The sequence below is a fragment of the Bacteroides sp. AF25-38AC genome, assembly GCF_003602995.1.
Lineage (GTDB): Bacteria > Bacteroidota > Bacteroidia > Bacteroidales > Bacteroidaceae > Bacteroides > Bacteroides uniformis.
In genome coordinates this window covers 122,438-137,641 of record NZ_QTMD01000007.1, presented here as the reverse complement: position 1 = coordinate 137,641, position 15,204 = coordinate 122,438, and the positions used below count along the sequence as shown (strand labels likewise).

Genomic DNA, 15,204 nt, shown 5'->3' with positions numbered 1-15,204 from the left:
ATTATTTTTGTAAACCATCAGTTTGCGATATTAAATATTACTTATTACATTTGTGTTTTCAAATATAATATCACATATGTTATAGTACACCCGTCATATAGATATTTATGTAATGTATTAAATTCACAATAGTCAATTATCCTAGTTGTGTATTACAACTATTGTACTCTTGAAAAGTGTAACAGATTTCATATATGACGATTTAAAGCTGAATTGCTCCATCTCTTCTTTTTACTAAAGGAGAAAAGATGTGACATAAATAAGAAAATAAGATGCTTTATTTATTTTCTAGTCTTCAAGACTTAAATCCTTGCTTTATTTCTGTATAATTGGTCGATTCGTTATAAAAACACGATTCTCAGAGCTTATAAATGAACGTAATTTGCTGTAAATATGATTATTATCTCCTATTTTACTGTCTATGCTAAGGGCCGAAATAGAAAAAAGGGGGATAAATCCCCCTAAAAATGACATAATGATATCAAATCAGTCTGTTTTATGCTTTTCCCTTTTTATGGAAAAGTATGCTGTATGGAAGTTAATGTAGAATCTTAAAGACCAATTCCCGGAGGATATCTCCATCGCTTAGGGAGGAATTTCCTACTCCTTTGGATTTGGCATCTGCATATCGAATTTCTCCGATTATCTGCATGGTCTTTACTCCGCTGTAACGGCGCATGGCACTTAGGTATTCGCGCGACTGCCAGGGAGTCTTTAATCCTATGAAACTGGCAATACCCTGCTCCGTCTTTTCGGGTGCATAATAAGCCAACATCAAGTTGGAGAAGAAGCCGAAAAGTAAAGATAAAGTCATCTGGATAGGGTTTGTTTTCGGATTTTCTTCAAAATATTTTATTATTTTATTGGCCTTTAGTATGTCTTTTTCTACAATGGCACTGCGAAGTTCAAAGTTATTATAATCCTTACTGATTCCGATGTTACGTTCTATCTGTTCGGGGGTGACGCGTGTCTGACCTTTTGGAAGAGTTATAATCAGTTTTTCCAGTTCTCCTGTAAGGCGGCTGAGGTCCGTACCTACGAAATCGGCAAGCATGGAGGTGGCTTTAGGATCCAAGTCTACACCTTTGCGCTTCATGTATGAGGTGATGAATGCCGGTAACTGGGCATCCTTCACCTTCTTGGATTCGAATAGAACTCCCACCTTCTCTATTTCGGCCGCCAGCTTCTTTCTTCTGTCCAGCACCCCATGTTTGTGGCATAGAACAAGAATGGTGGAGTTCAACGGTTTTTGCAGGTAGTATGAAAGCTCCTCCATGTTGCGGATGGCCTGCGCTTCCTTTACGACTACGACCTGGCGTTCGGACATCATCGGATAGCGCTTGGCCGCATTGATGACAGTGGCTATATCGACATCTGCACCATAGACTACGGTCAGGTTGAATTCCTTTTCGGTGTCAGTGAGAACGTTGTCTACAATATAGTCGGAGATGAGGTCTATGTAATACGATTCCTCGCCCATGAGATAGTAGACGGGGCGGTATTGCTTGGCTCTCAACTCTTTTAGAATATCATCACAGGTTGTTTCTTGTTTTGCCATATAATAAAGTAAGTGCTATACGAGGGATGTCCCGTAACGGATTACCAGTCGAACTTCAAGTGTTTTACGGTTTTCTTTTCATCAATAATCATGCGCAAGGATGCGATGCCGATTTCAACATGCTCCTTTACATAATTCTGGGTCACCAGATTGTCGCTTTTATCGGTTTTTACACCTTCCGGAATCATCGGTTGGTCTGAAACCAGCAGAAGAGCTCCCGTGGGAATATGATTGGCAAAACCGCAGCTGAATAGGGTTGCCGTTTCCATATCGACAGCCATGGCACGGGTTTTCTTCAGATATTCTTTGAATTCCTCGTCATGTTCCCAAATGCGGCGGTTGGTGGTGTATACGGTACCGGTCCAGTAGTCACGGGCATAATCGCGGATGGCAGAAGAAACGGCACGTTGCAGCATAAATGCCGGGAGTGACGGGACTTCAGGTGGGAAGTAGTCGTTGGAGGTACCCTCGCCACGGATGGCGGCAATGGGAAGGATGAGGTCCCCTATTCTATTTTTCTTGTCTATACCGCCGCACTTACCCAGAAACAGACATGCCTTGGGCTTGATAGCACTCAGCAAGTCCATGATAATGGCGGCATTAGGACTTCCCATACCAAAATTAATGATGGTCATTCCTTCTGCACTGGCAGATATCATGTTGGCATCTTTACCGAGAATGGGAACATTGAACTTTTCTGCGAAAATCTCTACGTACTTGTTGAAGTTGGTCAACAGAATGTACTCTCCAAAATCCTCCAGGTTACGCTTTGTGTAACGGGGCAGCCAATTGGCTACGATTTCTTCTTTTGTTTTCATAAGATTTCATTAAATTTGTGTTCCCAAAAGACGGGAACCATTATTTAACTTACAAATGTAGTAAATGTTATCGTTAAACCTACCAGCATTCGATGCTAAAATTGCCGCAAGGAACGGAAAAAATGTTATTTTCGATGTAATCCGTCGTCGTTATGTCGCCTTGACCCCTGAAGAATGGGTGCGGCAGCACTTCGTCCACTTTCTTCTTGCTCACAAGGGGTATCCGCAGGCGCTTATGGCAAATGAGGTGCAGGTACAGCTGAACGGTACAAAGAAACGCTGTGATACAGTGCTCTATCGACGCGACCTTACCGCCCGGATGATTGTGGAATACAAGGCGCCTGAAATAGAAATCACCCAAAAGGTTTTCGACCAGATTACCCGCTACAACATGGTGCTGAAAGTGGATTATCTGATTGTCAGCAACGGGCTTCAGCATTATTGTTGCCGCATAGATTACGAGCACAACAGCTATACTTTTCTGCAGGATATACCCGAGTATCAAAACTTATAGGAGGAGCTACCAATAGCCCCCTTGCCTCTCTCATCTCATCGCATCATATACCATGCGTGATATGCGGGCGATGATGTTCGCATTGTCCTCATCCGTCTCGTATGAGTCCATGACGAAGGCGGCAATGTAGTATTTCCGGCCGTCGGGAAGGATAACGAGGCCGGCATCATTATCTGCAGTTTTCATACCGTCGGCATTGCGGTCGGAAGAGCCGGTCTTGTGTCCTACCACGGTTTTGGCTGGCAACATACCTTTCAGTTTGTTGGCACCGGTTTCAGTATCTATCATGGTCTGCCACAAGAAGTCTTTCAGCTCCTTGTTGGAGAACAACTCTTTTTCATCAGCCGTTCTCAGTAGTCGGACCATAGCGGAAGGAGTACTCCAGTTGCGGTATACAGCCTCGAAGCTGGAGTGCATGCCGTCTTCTGTTTCCGAGAGGTTGAAGGAGTCGATACTCAACCGGCAGATATAGTCATTGATATGTTTGATGCCTCCTGCATATTCTATCAAGATGTCGCAGGCATTGTTGTCGCTTTGGGAAATGCTGTATTGCATCAGTTCCCTAAGCGTAATCGTGAAATCCTGGTCGGGAAACTTCTTCCGCAGGGGGCTGTAGGTATTGGGCAGCATTTGGGATGCCTTTATGGAAACAATGCTGTCCAGGCTGATGCTTTGCTTATCCATCTTGTCCAGTACGGCCAGTGCCACATGGAATTTGAATACACTGAGCAAGGGGAAGTGTACATGGTCGTTATACCGGAGCATGTCTCCTTTGTCTGTCCATACGGCTATACCAACGGTGGCTTTCTTGCCATTGAGCAGACTGTCAATCCGGTTTTCAAGTTCAGACATTTGCTGCGCCCGGACGACGGTAGCTATACAAGTGAATAAGGTAAGTATGGCGATGAAATATGCTTTCATAACTTCAATTTCTTTAAGAGGCAATTCGCACGCAAAGATACAACTTTTAGCAGCAAGTTGCTAAAATGAGTTATGGATTATGGGCTATAAGTGTGATAGCTTATAACCCATAATCCATAACTTGTAGCTCATCCTCCCTATTGTTTCTTACTGAACTTCTCCTGCAACTTCTGCATCAATTCGTAGAAATTAGGAATATAGACCGTGGCAAGCAAGGTATTCAGTGCCATACCGAACACTACGGCGGCTCCCAGTGCAATACGGCTTCCCGCCCCTGCTCCGGTTGCAAAAAGCAGCGGCATAACCCCGAATACGAATGCAAGCGATGTCATCAGAATAGGTCGCAGGCGGATATGTCCGGCCTGGAATGCCGCATCGCGGATTGAATTGCCTTGTGCACGAAAGTCACGTGCAAACTCCACAATCAGAATACCGTTTTTGGCAGACAAGGCGACAAGCAGAATGATTCCAATTTGTGTGTAGATGCTGACCGGAGTCCCCATGACATAGCATCCCAGCATGGCACCGAGCAGTGCAACCGGAAGTCCCATTACGGCAGCTACCGGACTGGTCCAGCTTTCGTATTGTGCGGCGAGTACAAGGAAGGCAACCAGCAGTGCCATGACGAATACGACAGTCGTCGTGGTTCCCGCCTGCGTCTCCTGATAGGCTACCGAAGTCCATTCATAGCCGAACTCGTCTCCGAGATGCTCTTTGATTAGACTTTCCATTTGCCGGATACCCTCTCCCGAACTACTGCCCGGAGCCACATTGCAGGTCACGGCTGCTGTGGAGTACATGTTATATCTGTTTATCTGGTCCATGCCTAACTGCTCTTCCACCCGGGTGAAGGAAGAGAAAGGTACCATTTCTCCCGATGCATTGGGAACGCTCAATTTCAGAACATCGTCGATGACACGCTGGGCACGGTCGCCCGCCCCCAATTTCACTTGGTAGATGTGTCCGAACTGTACATAGTCGTTGACGTAGGCCTCCCCCATATAGTAACCCAAGGCGGTGAATACACTGTTCAGCGGGATACCCATCAACTGTACCTTGTCGCGGTCTATATTCAAAAAATATTGCGGTACATTGGCTTGGTACTGGCTGCTGACCGATGCCAGTGCCGGATAATTGCGGTAATGCTCCATCAAGGTCTCTACAGCACGCTGCATCTCGGTGGCGCCGAGGTTGTGGCGGTCTTCCAATTGGAGTTGCAGGCCTCCGGTAGCTCCCAGTCCGGGGATGGCAGGCGGGACCATGGCAAATATCTCTGCTTCCTGGATGCCATATACTTCCATATTGAAGCGCTGTACTACGGCTTCAGCCGTATGTTCCTTTCCCTTGCGTTCATTCCAGTTTTTCAGTACGATGAAGTAAGTGGCCGCATTGCTTTGCTCTCCACCTCCCATCACGGAGAAGCCGGATATGCCGATGTAGTCCTTTATTTCGGGGTAAGAATCGAGAATCTTATTTATCTGCTTTCCTACGGCTTGGGTGCGCTCCAGGCTCGATGCAGGGGGAAGTTGTACCACTGCGAGGAAATAGCCGTCATCTTCTTCCGGAACAAATGTGGACGGCCATTTGACAAACAGCAGGACAGCAATCAATGTGAAAACCGCATATGAAACGATGGAAGCGACAGGGCGTTGGAGCAGGTACTCCACTATCCGGTCGTAGACTCCTTGTGTCTTGTCGTACAGATGGTTGAACCCCCGATATAGGGGATTTTTGGAAGGCCGGGTAGGTTGCAGCATCAAGGCACAGAGTGCCGGAGTAAGGGTCAGTGAGTTGAATCCGCTAAGTACGGTGCTGGCTGCAATGGTCAAGGCAAACTGTTTATACAGTTGTCCTGATATGCCGCTGACGAGTGTTGTCGGGATAAATACGGCAAGCAGCACCAGCACTACCCCGACAATGGGTCCGGTAATCTCTCCCATCGCTTCGGTCACAGCCTGGCGGGAGGTGTAGCGCCCCGTGTCCAGCAGACGCGTGGAGTTCTCCACCACCACAATGGCATCATCCACCACGATGGCCACGGCAAGTATCAGTCCGAATAGTGTCAGCGTATTGATGGAGAAGCCGAACAAGGACATGACGGCCAGTGTGCCGATGAGTGATACCGGAATAGTGATGCAGGGAATGACGACCGCCCGCCAGTTCTGCAGGAACAGGAAGATGACGAGAACTACCAGCAGGGTTGTTTCAAGGAACGTCACCATCACTTCGTCTATGGAAGCATGAATGACATCCGTAGTGTCCAGGGTTACATTGTATTGTATGCCTGCAGGGAAATTTTGCGAGAGTTCCTGCATTTTTGCCTTTACTCCTTTGGAAACGTCCAGCGAGTTGCTGCCAGGTTGCTGATAGATAGCGATGGCAGCGGTGGGTTTCCCGTCCAGTTGGGATACTACGCTGTAAGAGGCCGAGCCCAGGTCGATATGCGCCACGTCGCGCAGACGGAGTATCTTCCCTCCGGTTTCGGTACGCAGGATAATGTTGCCGAACTCTTCGGGTGAGGTAAGGCGCCCTTTTACGGTCAGGCTGTATTGATAGGCATTTTTATTGTCTGTGCCGATGGGTTGCCCTACGTTACCTGCGCTGACCTCCACATTCTGTGATTGGATAGCTTGGTATACATCGGCCGGCGAAAGATAGCGGATGCGCATGGCGGCAGGGTCGAGCCAGATACGCATGGAGTAGTCCCCTGCTCCCATCACATTGACGGCGCCTACACCGGGCACGCGTGTTAACTGGTCTACGAGATTCAGCTTGGCATAGTTGCTGAGGTAAAGTCCGTCGTAGTCTTTGCTGTCCGACGTCATCGTGAGGAACATCACGATGTTCGATGACTGTTTCTGTACAGTGACGCCTTGCACCACAACGGGAGTAGGTAGTGACGACTGGGCCACGCTTACCCGGTTCTGGACCTGCACGGTAGCCATATCAATGTCTGTGCCTACGGCAAAAGTAATGGTAAGAGAGTAAGCGCCCGATGAGCTGGAGTTGGAGGACATGTAAAGCATTCCGTCCACTCCGTTGACTTGCTGCTCGATGGGGATGCCGACGGTTTGTGCCACCGTCTGCGCATTGGCTCCGGGATATACGGCACTGACCTGCACGGTGGGTGGTGTGATGTCCGGATATTGGGCAATGGGCAGGATGCCCAGTGTGACCAGTCCTGCTACGACGATGAGCAGCGCCAATACGGTAGCAAAGATAGGACGGTCTATGAAGAATTTTGAAAACATAGGCTTTGGTATTAATCAATTCATATTAGTTGTCAATGGGATGTACTTTCATTCCATCCCTTACCTTCATCAGTGCTTTGGTGACGTAGCGCTCCCGGGGAGTGATGCCTGCCCTTATCTGGCGCAGGCTGTCTCCTATCAGTTGTCCGGTTTCTATATGGCGGTAGCGCACTATATTCGAATCGTTGACTACGTATATGTATTTCCCCAACTGGTCGGTACCGATGGAGGCGTCTGGCAGCAGGATAGCCTGCTGTTGCTCTCCGTAGGGCAAGGTGATGCTGACGTAGAGGCCGCTTTTCAACAGTCCTTTAGGGTTGTCGAGACGGGCGCGGATGTTCAAAGTTCCGGTGTTCAAGTCTACGTTGGGCGAAAGATAGTCCAGCTGTGCGGGATAAGTGAGGAGTTCGTCTTTACCCAGGCTGACACTCACTTGCCGGGGGATACTGTCTCCCTGCTGCATCAGCATGGAGAGCCATTGGTTGTCTGCCACATTGAAGTAGGTGTACAAATGGTCGTCTTTGTAGATGGTTGCCAATGTGACGGGCTGCACGCTGCCGCCTACATAGCCTCCGGCATCCACCAGGTTACGGCTTACGGTGCCGTCGAAGGGAGCACGGACGGTGCAGTAGCTCAGATTGGTGCGTGCTGTGTTCAGGGCTGCTTCCGCATTGCTCACTGCAGCCTGCGAAGTTGCCACGTTGGATTGTGCTTGTAGCACTTGTATACGGCTTACAGCATCGCTTTTCACGGCTTCCTGCATACGTGTGTAGTTGTTTTGGGCGTATTCCAGGTTGGCGCGGGCAGTGTTGAGTTCTGCTTCTGCCTGCCGCACATTGTCTTGATAGACTGTCGGTTCGATGACAAAAAGTACTTGTCCCTGGCGTACCCGGCTGCCGGGAGCGTAAGCGATGGTCTGTAAGGTTCCGCTGACTCTGCCTACCAGGTCTACGGTCTTTTCAGAAGTCAGGTAGCCCGGATATTCTTTCGTCAGCGTAATGTTCTGCACTGTCGGACGGGCCACGCTTATCTCGGGAACGGGCATCGTTTGTGCCGTTTCTTTCCTTCCCCCGCATCCCGTTGCCAGCAATGGCAGGATGAGCAGGGTGATGTACATTTGATTTTTCATATACGGTTCGGTTTAGTTTATATTCTTATTTCTGATTCATTTCATATCCACCTCCCAATGCCTGGTATAAGGCTATCAGATGCAGCAAGGAGCTGCCTTGTGCCTGCACCAGCTGATTTTCGTATGTCAGGAGTGAGCGTAGTGCGTCCAGTACGTTCTGGAAGGGAGTAAGTCCTTGTTTGTACAAATCGAGGGAGAGTTTCAGAGTTTCTTCTCCCTGGTTGCATACTTCGCGCATGGCAACAATCTGTTGGATGGAGTTGCGATAGGAGTTCATGGCATTATCCGTTTCCTGCACGGCGGTAAGCACTGTCTGGTTGAACTGGTGAATGGATTCATCGAGCTGGGCACGTGCCAGACGGGTGGCATTCACCAGTTTGGTACCGCTGAATAAGGTCCAGCTGATGCTTGGAGCAATTTCAAACGTCATACTGTTCCGTTTAGTCAAGTCCTTCAAGTCATGGGAGGAATAGCCGATGGAACCTTTTAGGAACACTTGCGGCAGCCAGTCACTTTGAGATGCGCCGAGTGTTGCCGCCTGCGCGTTGACTTGGCGTTCGGCTTGCCGTATATCGGGGCGGCGGAGCAGCAGGTCGGCAGGAACACCGATGCCTATGGGTTCCATATAGTCGGGCAGTTTGCTGGGCTTCTCCAATATGGGGCGGATATGCTGGGGGTAAGTACCGAGTAAGATTGCGAGCGTCGTGATGTATTGGTTGATGCCTGCCTCCAGTTGTGGGATGGAGGCTTTGGTACTGTAATATACGGATTTGGCTTGTGAAACGTCCAGTTTGGACACCAGTCCGGTTTTGTAGCGTACTTCGGTAATGTTAAGTACGGCTGCCTGGGTATGGCAATTGTGGGTCACTACACTTAGCTCTTGCTGCAGTTCGCGGAGTCCGATGTAGGCAGAAGCTATCTGGGCACAGAGGGATACCATGACAGAGGTATATTCCTCCTTGCTTGCCATGAAGGTTTCCCGCTGTGCCTTTACCCGTTGGCGGATACTTCCGAATACGTCCAGCTCCCAACTGGCGTTGAGCGAGGCGCTGTATGCACCGGTAATGGATTGCGGAAGTGCGTTGACATTGCCGCTGCTTTGCTGCCGTGCCCATCCTCCGTCCAATGAGATGGAAGGGAAAAAGCTGCCGCGTTCTATCCGCAGATTGGATTTAGCCATATCCATACGGTCCATGGCAGAAAGTACGGAATAGTTTTGAGTGGAGGCTACCGTAATCAATGAATCCAGCATCGGGTCATCGAAGGCTTTCCACCACTTGTCGTCAATGGGTGGTATTTGTCCGCTGAACAGATTGTCATCTCCGGGAATGGCATGGGAGGCGTCCTTTCCCCAGCCTTGTGGGAGTGGTTTCTCAAGATAGCGGTTGGCTTTCTGTGCCATAGCCGCAGGACATAGGCATAATATGAGCAACGCAGTGCTCCAAACTTTTATATTCATAAATAAAGGTTTAGGTGGTTATCTTTTTATGGGATTGATAACAACCTAAACCTTTATTTGTTTATGAGTATTTACTCGGTATACCCGAGTATCTTAGAAGGCATACCCGAAACCCACATTCAAGTAGATGGGATACATGGCAAAGGTAATTGTATTGAAATCTTTCTTGAAAATATCATTCAATCCCCATGTAAGGTCGGCAAATACACTCAGATGTTTGAAGGCACGCCAGTCTACACCAGCTTGCACGCCCCAGGCAAACTTGCGCAAATCATCCGAAAAGTCGTAAGTGGCAATGGCACCGTCGGAGAAGTTGACTTTCTTTCCGGTAGGATTACCTTCACGCAGATAACCTTCATATACATATCCGGAGAATTCCTCATCCATCAGGTAGGATACATATGCACCTGCTTTGGCTCGCAATCGTGAGTTGACTTTATATGCTCCAAGTACGGGGACAGTAATGTAGGCATTGCGTACTTTGGTTTTTACTCCTCCCGTCCAGTTACCTTTCAAGCGGTTACCGTCATTTCCTATGATTTCCATGCCATAGTTCTTTACTGTCGCTTTGGTAATCATATTTTTGGTTTCCAGTCTTACCCCGGTTATTACTCCCCATTTTTTAGTTTTTCCTAACCACTTGATGGCATTTCCTTCCAGCATAAGAGCTAAAGTAGGATTGTAGGCATCGATACTCCGTATTTCTACGGGCAATGGAAGCGGGGAAGTACCACCGATGCTGACACCGGCCCTTATCTCATATTCCCATCCGTGCAGGGCAGCGTTTATAAGCGTACGATTCTGATTCTCTTGAGCGTATAGGGCGGTTTGCATGTAAACTGCCAATGCGATAAATGCTACTATTTTCTTTATCATGTTGTATTCCAATTCTACAGGGTTCTTATTCGAAAATCAGTTCCACATCATCCACTAAAAGGGTACTTCCGGGCGCACCCTCGAAAGTTGCACCGTTCTTGCTGGATGCAAAAATGATACTTAGTTTATATTTTCCTTTTGCCAGTTTGGTTTCATCTATTTCTTTTCCATATCTCTGATAGTCAAAAGGAATGTCGAAAGCTTCCCAATCATCGGTTTCGTGGGGATTGGATATTAGAGCTAAAGCTACCATACTGGGATGTTCATAGTTCTGGTTTGGCAGATTTCCATCCAATATTACTTCCGTAACTTCTCCTGCTTCGTTGTAACTTTCGCCTTCATAAAAGATTGCATAGATGTTCATCACATCTTTACGGTCGGTGTATCCACCGTTTTCATAAAAACGTTCACCGGCTTTGTACTTGTACCAACCTTTTAGACGTGAGGGCTTATAACAGAAAGGAGTGCCGAAATGTGTGGCTTTCAATGGGCTGGTGAGAGCATTCGTCATATCAAACTCACCGATAAACAAATTTCCAGCAGCTATCGGCATACCTACCATTGCTCCCAGAGAGCCGGTAAGCCGAGTTTCTAATTTGGCACACTTTCCGTTTTTACCATTGTCATATTGTGACGTAGGGTAATTTTCAGTAGCTGATGAACTGGCTGCCCAGTTGAATCCTTCATTTCCACTGGCCCATGTCAGTTCCAATCCGTCTTGTTCTTCATAGAACTCCTGATATTTGTATTTGGGGTTAATTCCATTGATAAGTCGTATGTCTTCAAAATGGAATTCATTTGGGATGTCTGATACCGATTGTTCGCGTACACCGATGGAATATACTCGCTGCCAAGCCTTGTTCTCGGAAGTTACGGTATACTTTACCCTTTTTCCGTCAGAGAAATCGTGTTCACTACCACTTTCCGGACTAATGGTAGCGCCCGGCGTCAACTCAAACAGGGGGGATAGTTTGTTTAAAGGAGTGCCCTCTTTTACTTTTACTAATATGGGGTAGGCCTGCAGATTATCATTGTAAGACGGATTTAAATTGAAACGAGCGCTTGCCAGTACATCTTCTTCAAAAGAGATGCCTGTTATATCAGCTTCAGCATTGGGTGCTTCATCTTTTATGCACGATGCCATCAATATTCCGAAAAGTGAATAGAGTATGAATAATTTGTTTAGTCTCATGCTTTTTAATTTAATTCTATTAATTTTTCAAGCAACAAAACTACTTCTTTTTTCTCTAATAGCAGGTTTTTATGAGCTTATTTAACAAAAAAACGGCAATAGGTGCTTTACTATTGCCGTTTTATATATAGAAAATGTTCTATTTTTAATTATCTGAGCCGATATGTACGATTTTTCTTTTGGCTCTTACTGGCTTTTCCTTTACAACTTCCACTTTCTGTTCGGGAGTTATACCTGCTAATTCCGGGTCAATCATGATACGGCCACAATATTCGCAAACGATAATTTTCTTGCGTGAGCGGATGTCCAATTGTCTCTGGGGCGGAATCTTGTTGAAGCAACCACCGCAAGCATCACGCTGTACGTATACAATACCCAGTCCATTGCGTGAATTCTTACGGATACGTTTGAAGGACTGAAGCAGACGGGGTTCAATCTTTGTTTCCAGTTCTTTGGCTTTGTCTCTCAGCTTCTCTTCCTCTTGTTTGGTCTCGGAGATGATTTCGTCCAGTTCGCTCTTCTTTACGTCGAGGTCCTTTTGTCTTTCTTCCAGAGCAGCAGTGCTTTCTGCTACTTCTTGAGATTTTTCTTCCTCTTGTGCGGCAAATTCCTTGATACGCTTTTCGCAGAGTTCGATTTCCAATGTCTGGAATTCGATTTCCTTGCTTAAGAAGTCATATTCGCGGTTGTTGCGTACGTTGTCCTGCTGGTCTTTATATTTAGCTACAGAAGCCTTTGCGGTTTCAATTTCAACTTTCTTTCCTGCAATGGAGGATTTCAACTCGGCAACTTCTGCCTTGATTCTGTCTATACGGGTACTCAGACCGGCTATTTCGTCTTCCAAGTCCTGTACTTCCAGTGGAAGTTCACCTCTCAACGTCTTGATTTCATCGATTTTGGACAGCATTGTCTGCAATTGGAACAAAGCTTTCAACTTCTGTTCTACGGTTAATTCCTGAGGATCTTTTTTTGCTTCTTTAGCCATTTTACTTACATGTATTTTATGGGGTTTGTATTCACTTTGGTCATCTGAACCTCAAAATGAGGAAACAAATCCCGGATTATTGTATAAAATATTTCTTTCGTATATTGCTCACTTTCATAATGCCCTATTTCAGCCAATAATATATCGGTATCATGTCCGAAATAGTCATGGTATTTTATCTCGCCGGTGATAAAGACATCTGCACGGTTGCGGATGGCAAGCGGCATTAGGAAAGCGCCGGCGCCGCCACATAATGCAACAGTCTGTATTTCCCGCCCGAGGAGTTTGTTATGTCTGAGACACCCTACTTCGAAGGTTTTCTTTATCCGTTTCAGGAATTCAAGTTCTGTCTCCGGTACTTCCAATTCGCCAATGACACCGGCTCCGGCTTGTGGCCATGAGTTTTGCAAGGGATAAATATCATAGACCGGTTCTTCATATGGATGTGCCGCAAGCAGTGCCTTGACAGTTGCCGCTTTTTTGTAGGCGGGTATGATTGTCTCAATACGTACTTCACGTTCGGTATGCAGCTCCCCTATTGCTCCACAGTATGGGGTGGCACCTTCCCGGGCTCGGAATGTCCCCTCGCCTTCCATGTTATAACTGCACAAATCATAGTTGCCGATATTGCCGCATCCAGCGTCGAACAAGGCTTTCCTCACGTCTTCCGCTTGGGCGGTCGGTACAAATGTGGTCAGCTTTACCAGCGCATTTTCCTTGGCTTCCAGGATACGGACATTCTTCAAACCGATTTTCTCGGCAATCTTGAAGTTCACTCCTCCCGGTGCATTATCCAGGTTAGTGTGCGCAGCATAAACAACGATGTCATTCTTGATGGCTTTCAAGATACAACGTTCCACATAATCCCTGCCCGTGATGGATTTATACCCTTTGAAAATGAGGGGGTGATGTGATATAACCACATTATATCCCAATGCAATGGCTTCATCCAGTACAGCTTCAGTAACGTCAAGACACAACAAAGCCCCTGTTGCTTCCGCATCTGTCAATCCGATTTGCAGGCCGGCATTATCAAATCCGTCTTGCAATGGCAGAGGCGCGAACCGTTCAAGGGCGCTTACTAATTCCTTAATTTTCATTGTGAACAGAAAATTTGGTTGCAAATATAGTAAAAAGCAATGGATTGAGAATGTTTTTTATTCTTTTTATAAAATATCAGTAACAAATTTGAGTAATAGACGGTTTTCTTCCAACAAAAACTCTTATCGAAAAATGTTTTATCACGAAAAAGACTATCTTTGCGAGCGATTATTATAAAACTAAATCTATGAAAACTAAAAAACTATTCGGAATTTTATCGCTCTTGATTATAATTGGTGTGACCTCTTGTAACAGTGATACTCCACAAGACAATGTAGAAAACATTAAAATGAAGGTCTCTTCCGAGATTGGCACTTACCAGCCTTGGGGAAGTGATCATTTCATTGATTGTATGTTGGTAAAGGAGGAAGGTAAAAATGAATATGAAGCGTTGGACTTTTTAGGAATTGCCGGGTTTGATTATAGCAAGGGGTATGAATACACCTTATTGGTGAAAAAAACAACTTTGCTCAACCCTCCCGCCGATGCCAGTAATATTGCATACGAACTGGTCGAGGTGTTATCAAAAGTCGGAGTAGAATATGAATATACAATAGAGGTTGATGGACCCAATCCTTTTATTCTTTCTCCTGATGGAGGAAAATATGAGATTCCTTTTGCATGCAAAAGAAAAAAATATGTAGCAGGCGAGTTTACTGAAGAAGAATATGCTCCTTTAAAAGGATTGAGATATAATATGGGGACCAATTATGGAACCTATACAAGCATTATAAAAGATGGTGATACAGTTGGATTATATAAGTTTGTAATCGAGGGTATTGAGCCTTATAATATGGAAGGAACTCCCTGGTGGTATTATGGTATTTATCCTGCTGATGCAGATTTTTTCTCTGAAACAGAGCCGGAACCTATCTACAAACAATTGTTTGAACAACCGCAAACGGAAGGTGAAGAACATTTTATATATCCGATAATATATGCTTCATCGGGTACGTTTGATTAGTTGGACACATTAATCTCCTTTATTATGAAAACATTACTTGTTTTGTTTCTTTTCCTTTTATCGTTATTGTCTTGTCAGGATACGAACCGTTCCGGTAAAGATGTATCTGAGGATATGGAGGAGCCGGTAGATACTACTCCCAAGGCTACGGCTATCTTTTGGGTAGACAAGGATAAAGATTATCAGGCTAAGAAAAAAGACGGTCCTCTTTCTCTACGCACCGTCAAGGCAAGGGTAGAGATTGATTCGCTGGGAAAAGTTAATCTGCTGGCATATACCAAGCCGCAAAGTCAACGCATCAAAAGTTACCTGCAGTATAGGCTTGAAGAATTCCGTGTAAAGAAAGTGATGTTGGACAGCGGCTTTGTGAAACCGGGCGTACAATATGTGCAGCTACGCTATCTCCCCGGAAAACTGGATGCCCACCACCGTTGAA

The 15,204-nt window shown here is 46.2% G+C and carries 13 protein-coding genes; 3 read left to right on the top strand and 10 right to left on the bottom strand.

The annotated features are described in order from the left end of the window. Positions 1-538: 538 nt before the first annotated feature. Both holA and DWY55_RS06945 read right to left on the bottom strand, forming a co-directional pair. On the bottom strand, positions 539-1,558 hold the full coding sequence (gene holA, locus DWY55_RS06950; RefSeq protein ID WP_005837183.1) for a DNA polymerase III subunit delta: 1,020 nt from the start codon (positions 1,556-1,558) through the stop codon (positions 539-541). Between the two features lie 41 nt (positions 1,559-1,599). Continuing rightward, on the bottom strand, positions 1,600-2,376 hold the full coding sequence (locus tag DWY55_RS06945; RefSeq protein WP_005827785.1) for an AMP nucleosidase: 777 nt from the start codon (positions 2,374-2,376) through the stop codon (positions 1,600-1,602). Positions 2,377-2,440: 64 nt separating this feature from the next. Between DWY55_RS06945 and DWY55_RS06940 the strand changes: the two genes are divergently transcribed. Beyond that, positions 2,441-2,890 carry a type I restriction enzyme HsdR N-terminal domain-containing protein gene (locus DWY55_RS06940; RefSeq protein ID WP_005827787.1) on the top strand — a complete coding sequence of 150 codons (450 nt, stop codon included), beginning with the start codon at positions 2,441-2,443 and terminating at the stop codon, positions 2,888-2,890. A 30-nt stretch (positions 2,891-2,920) separates the two neighbouring features. Here DWY55_RS06940 and DWY55_RS06935 read toward each other — a convergent pair whose 3' ends face one another. The 8 genes from DWY55_RS06935 to DWY55_RS06900 form a co-directional block, all read right to left on the bottom strand. Beyond that, a complete protein-coding gene (locus DWY55_RS06935; RefSeq protein WP_117713680.1) occupies positions 2,921-3,811 on the bottom strand; it encodes a CblA family class A beta-lactamase in 891 nt (296 codons plus the stop codon). Between the two features lie 137 nt (positions 3,812-3,948). After that, complete coding sequence (locus DWY55_RS06930; protein ID WP_005827794.1) at positions 3,949-7,062, bottom strand: efflux RND transporter permease subunit; 3,114 nt, start codon at positions 7,060-7,062, stop codon at positions 3,949-3,951. Between the two features lie 25 nt (positions 7,063-7,087). After that, positions 7,088-8,191: an efflux RND transporter periplasmic adaptor subunit gene (locus tag DWY55_RS06925; protein ID WP_005837177.1), complete on the bottom strand. Its 1,104-nt coding sequence runs from the start codon at positions 8,189-8,191 to the stop codon at positions 7,088-7,090. Positions 8,192-8,216: 25 nt separating this feature from the next. Then, positions 8,217-9,650, bottom strand: a complete 1,434-nt coding sequence (locus DWY55_RS06920) for an efflux transporter outer membrane subunit (protein ID WP_035448557.1) — start codon at positions 9,648-9,650, stop codon at positions 8,217-8,219. Between the two features lie 93 nt (positions 9,651-9,743). Then, a complete protein-coding gene (locus DWY55_RS06915) occupies positions 9,744-10,526 on the bottom strand; it encodes a porin family protein (RefSeq protein ID WP_035449279.1) in 783 nt (260 codons plus the stop codon). A 25-nt stretch (positions 10,527-10,551) separates the two neighbouring features. Continuing rightward, positions 10,552-11,718 (bottom strand): PCMD domain-containing protein, encoded by a 1,167-nt coding sequence (locus tag DWY55_RS06910; RefSeq protein WP_005827802.1) that lies wholly within the window; start codon positions 11,716-11,718, stop codon positions 10,552-10,554. 145 nt (positions 11,719-11,863) lie between these two features. After that, positions 11,864-12,703 carry a zinc ribbon domain-containing protein gene (locus DWY55_RS06905; protein ID WP_005827804.1) on the bottom strand — a complete coding sequence of 280 codons (840 nt, stop codon included), beginning with the start codon at positions 12,701-12,703 and terminating at the stop codon, positions 11,864-11,866. A 5-nt stretch (positions 12,704-12,708) separates the two neighbouring features. Next, positions 12,709-13,803: a Nif3-like dinuclear metal center hexameric protein gene (locus DWY55_RS06900; RefSeq protein ID WP_005827806.1), complete on the bottom strand. Its 1,095-nt coding sequence runs from the start codon at positions 13,801-13,803 to the stop codon at positions 12,709-12,711. Positions 13,804-13,991: 188 nt separating this feature from the next. Between DWY55_RS06900 and DWY55_RS06895 the strand changes: the two genes are divergently transcribed. Further along, positions 13,992-14,768 (top strand): DUF4377 domain-containing protein, encoded by a 777-nt coding sequence (locus tag DWY55_RS06895; RefSeq protein ID WP_005827810.1) that lies wholly within the window; start codon positions 13,992-13,994, stop codon positions 14,766-14,768. Between the two features lie 24 nt (positions 14,769-14,792). Then, the gene (locus tag DWY55_RS06890; protein ID WP_009038384.1) at positions 14,793-15,203 is read left to right on the top strand and encodes a DUF4891 domain-containing protein; all 411 of its coding nucleotides are present in this window, start codon (positions 14,793-14,795) and stop codon (positions 15,201-15,203) included. Position 15,204 lies beyond the last annotated feature (1 nt).

Coding starts and splice junctions, on each gene's coding strand:
- holA (WP_005837183.1), bottom strand. CDS start 1,558: ATGGCAAAACAAGAAACAACCTGTGATGATATTCTAAAAGAGTTGAGA.
- DWY55_RS06945 (WP_005827785.1), bottom strand. CDS start 2,376: ATGAAAACAAAAGAAGAAATCGTAGCCAATTGGCTGCCCCGTTACACA.
- DWY55_RS06940 (WP_005827787.1), top strand. CDS start 2,441: ATGTTATCGTTAAACCTACCAGCATTCGATGCTAAAATTGCCGCAAGG.
- DWY55_RS06935 (WP_117713680.1), bottom strand. CDS start 3,811: ATGAAAGCATATTTCATCGCCATACTTACCTTATTCACTTGTATAGCT.
- DWY55_RS06930 (WP_005827794.1), bottom strand. CDS start 7,062: ATGTTTTCAAAATTCTTCATAGACCGTCCTATCTTTGCTACCGTATTG.
- DWY55_RS06925 (WP_005837177.1), bottom strand. CDS start 8,191: ATGAAAAATCAAATGTACATCACCCTGCTCATCCTGCCATTGCTGGCA.
- DWY55_RS06920 (WP_035448557.1), bottom strand. CDS start 9,650: ATGAATATAAAAGTTTGGAGCACTGCGTTGCTCATATTATGCCTATGT.
- DWY55_RS06915 (WP_035449279.1), bottom strand. CDS start 10,526: ATGATAAAGAAAATAGTAGCATTTATCGCATTGGCAGTTTACATGCAA.
- DWY55_RS06910 (WP_005827802.1), bottom strand. CDS start 11,718: ATGAGACTAAACAAATTATTCATACTCTATTCACTTTTCGGAATATTG.
- DWY55_RS06905 (WP_005827804.1), bottom strand. CDS start 12,703: ATGGCTAAAGAAGCAAAAAAAGATCCTCAGGAATTAACCGTAGAACAG.
- DWY55_RS06900 (WP_005827806.1), bottom strand. CDS start 13,803: ATGAAAATTAAGGAATTAGTAAGCGCCCTTGAACGGTTCGCGCCTCTG.
- DWY55_RS06895 (WP_005827810.1), top strand. CDS start 13,992: ATGAAAACTAAAAAACTATTCGGAATTTTATCGCTCTTGATTATAATT.
- DWY55_RS06890 (WP_009038384.1), top strand. CDS start 14,793: ATGAAAACATTACTTGTTTTGTTTCTTTTCCTTTTATCGTTATTGTCT.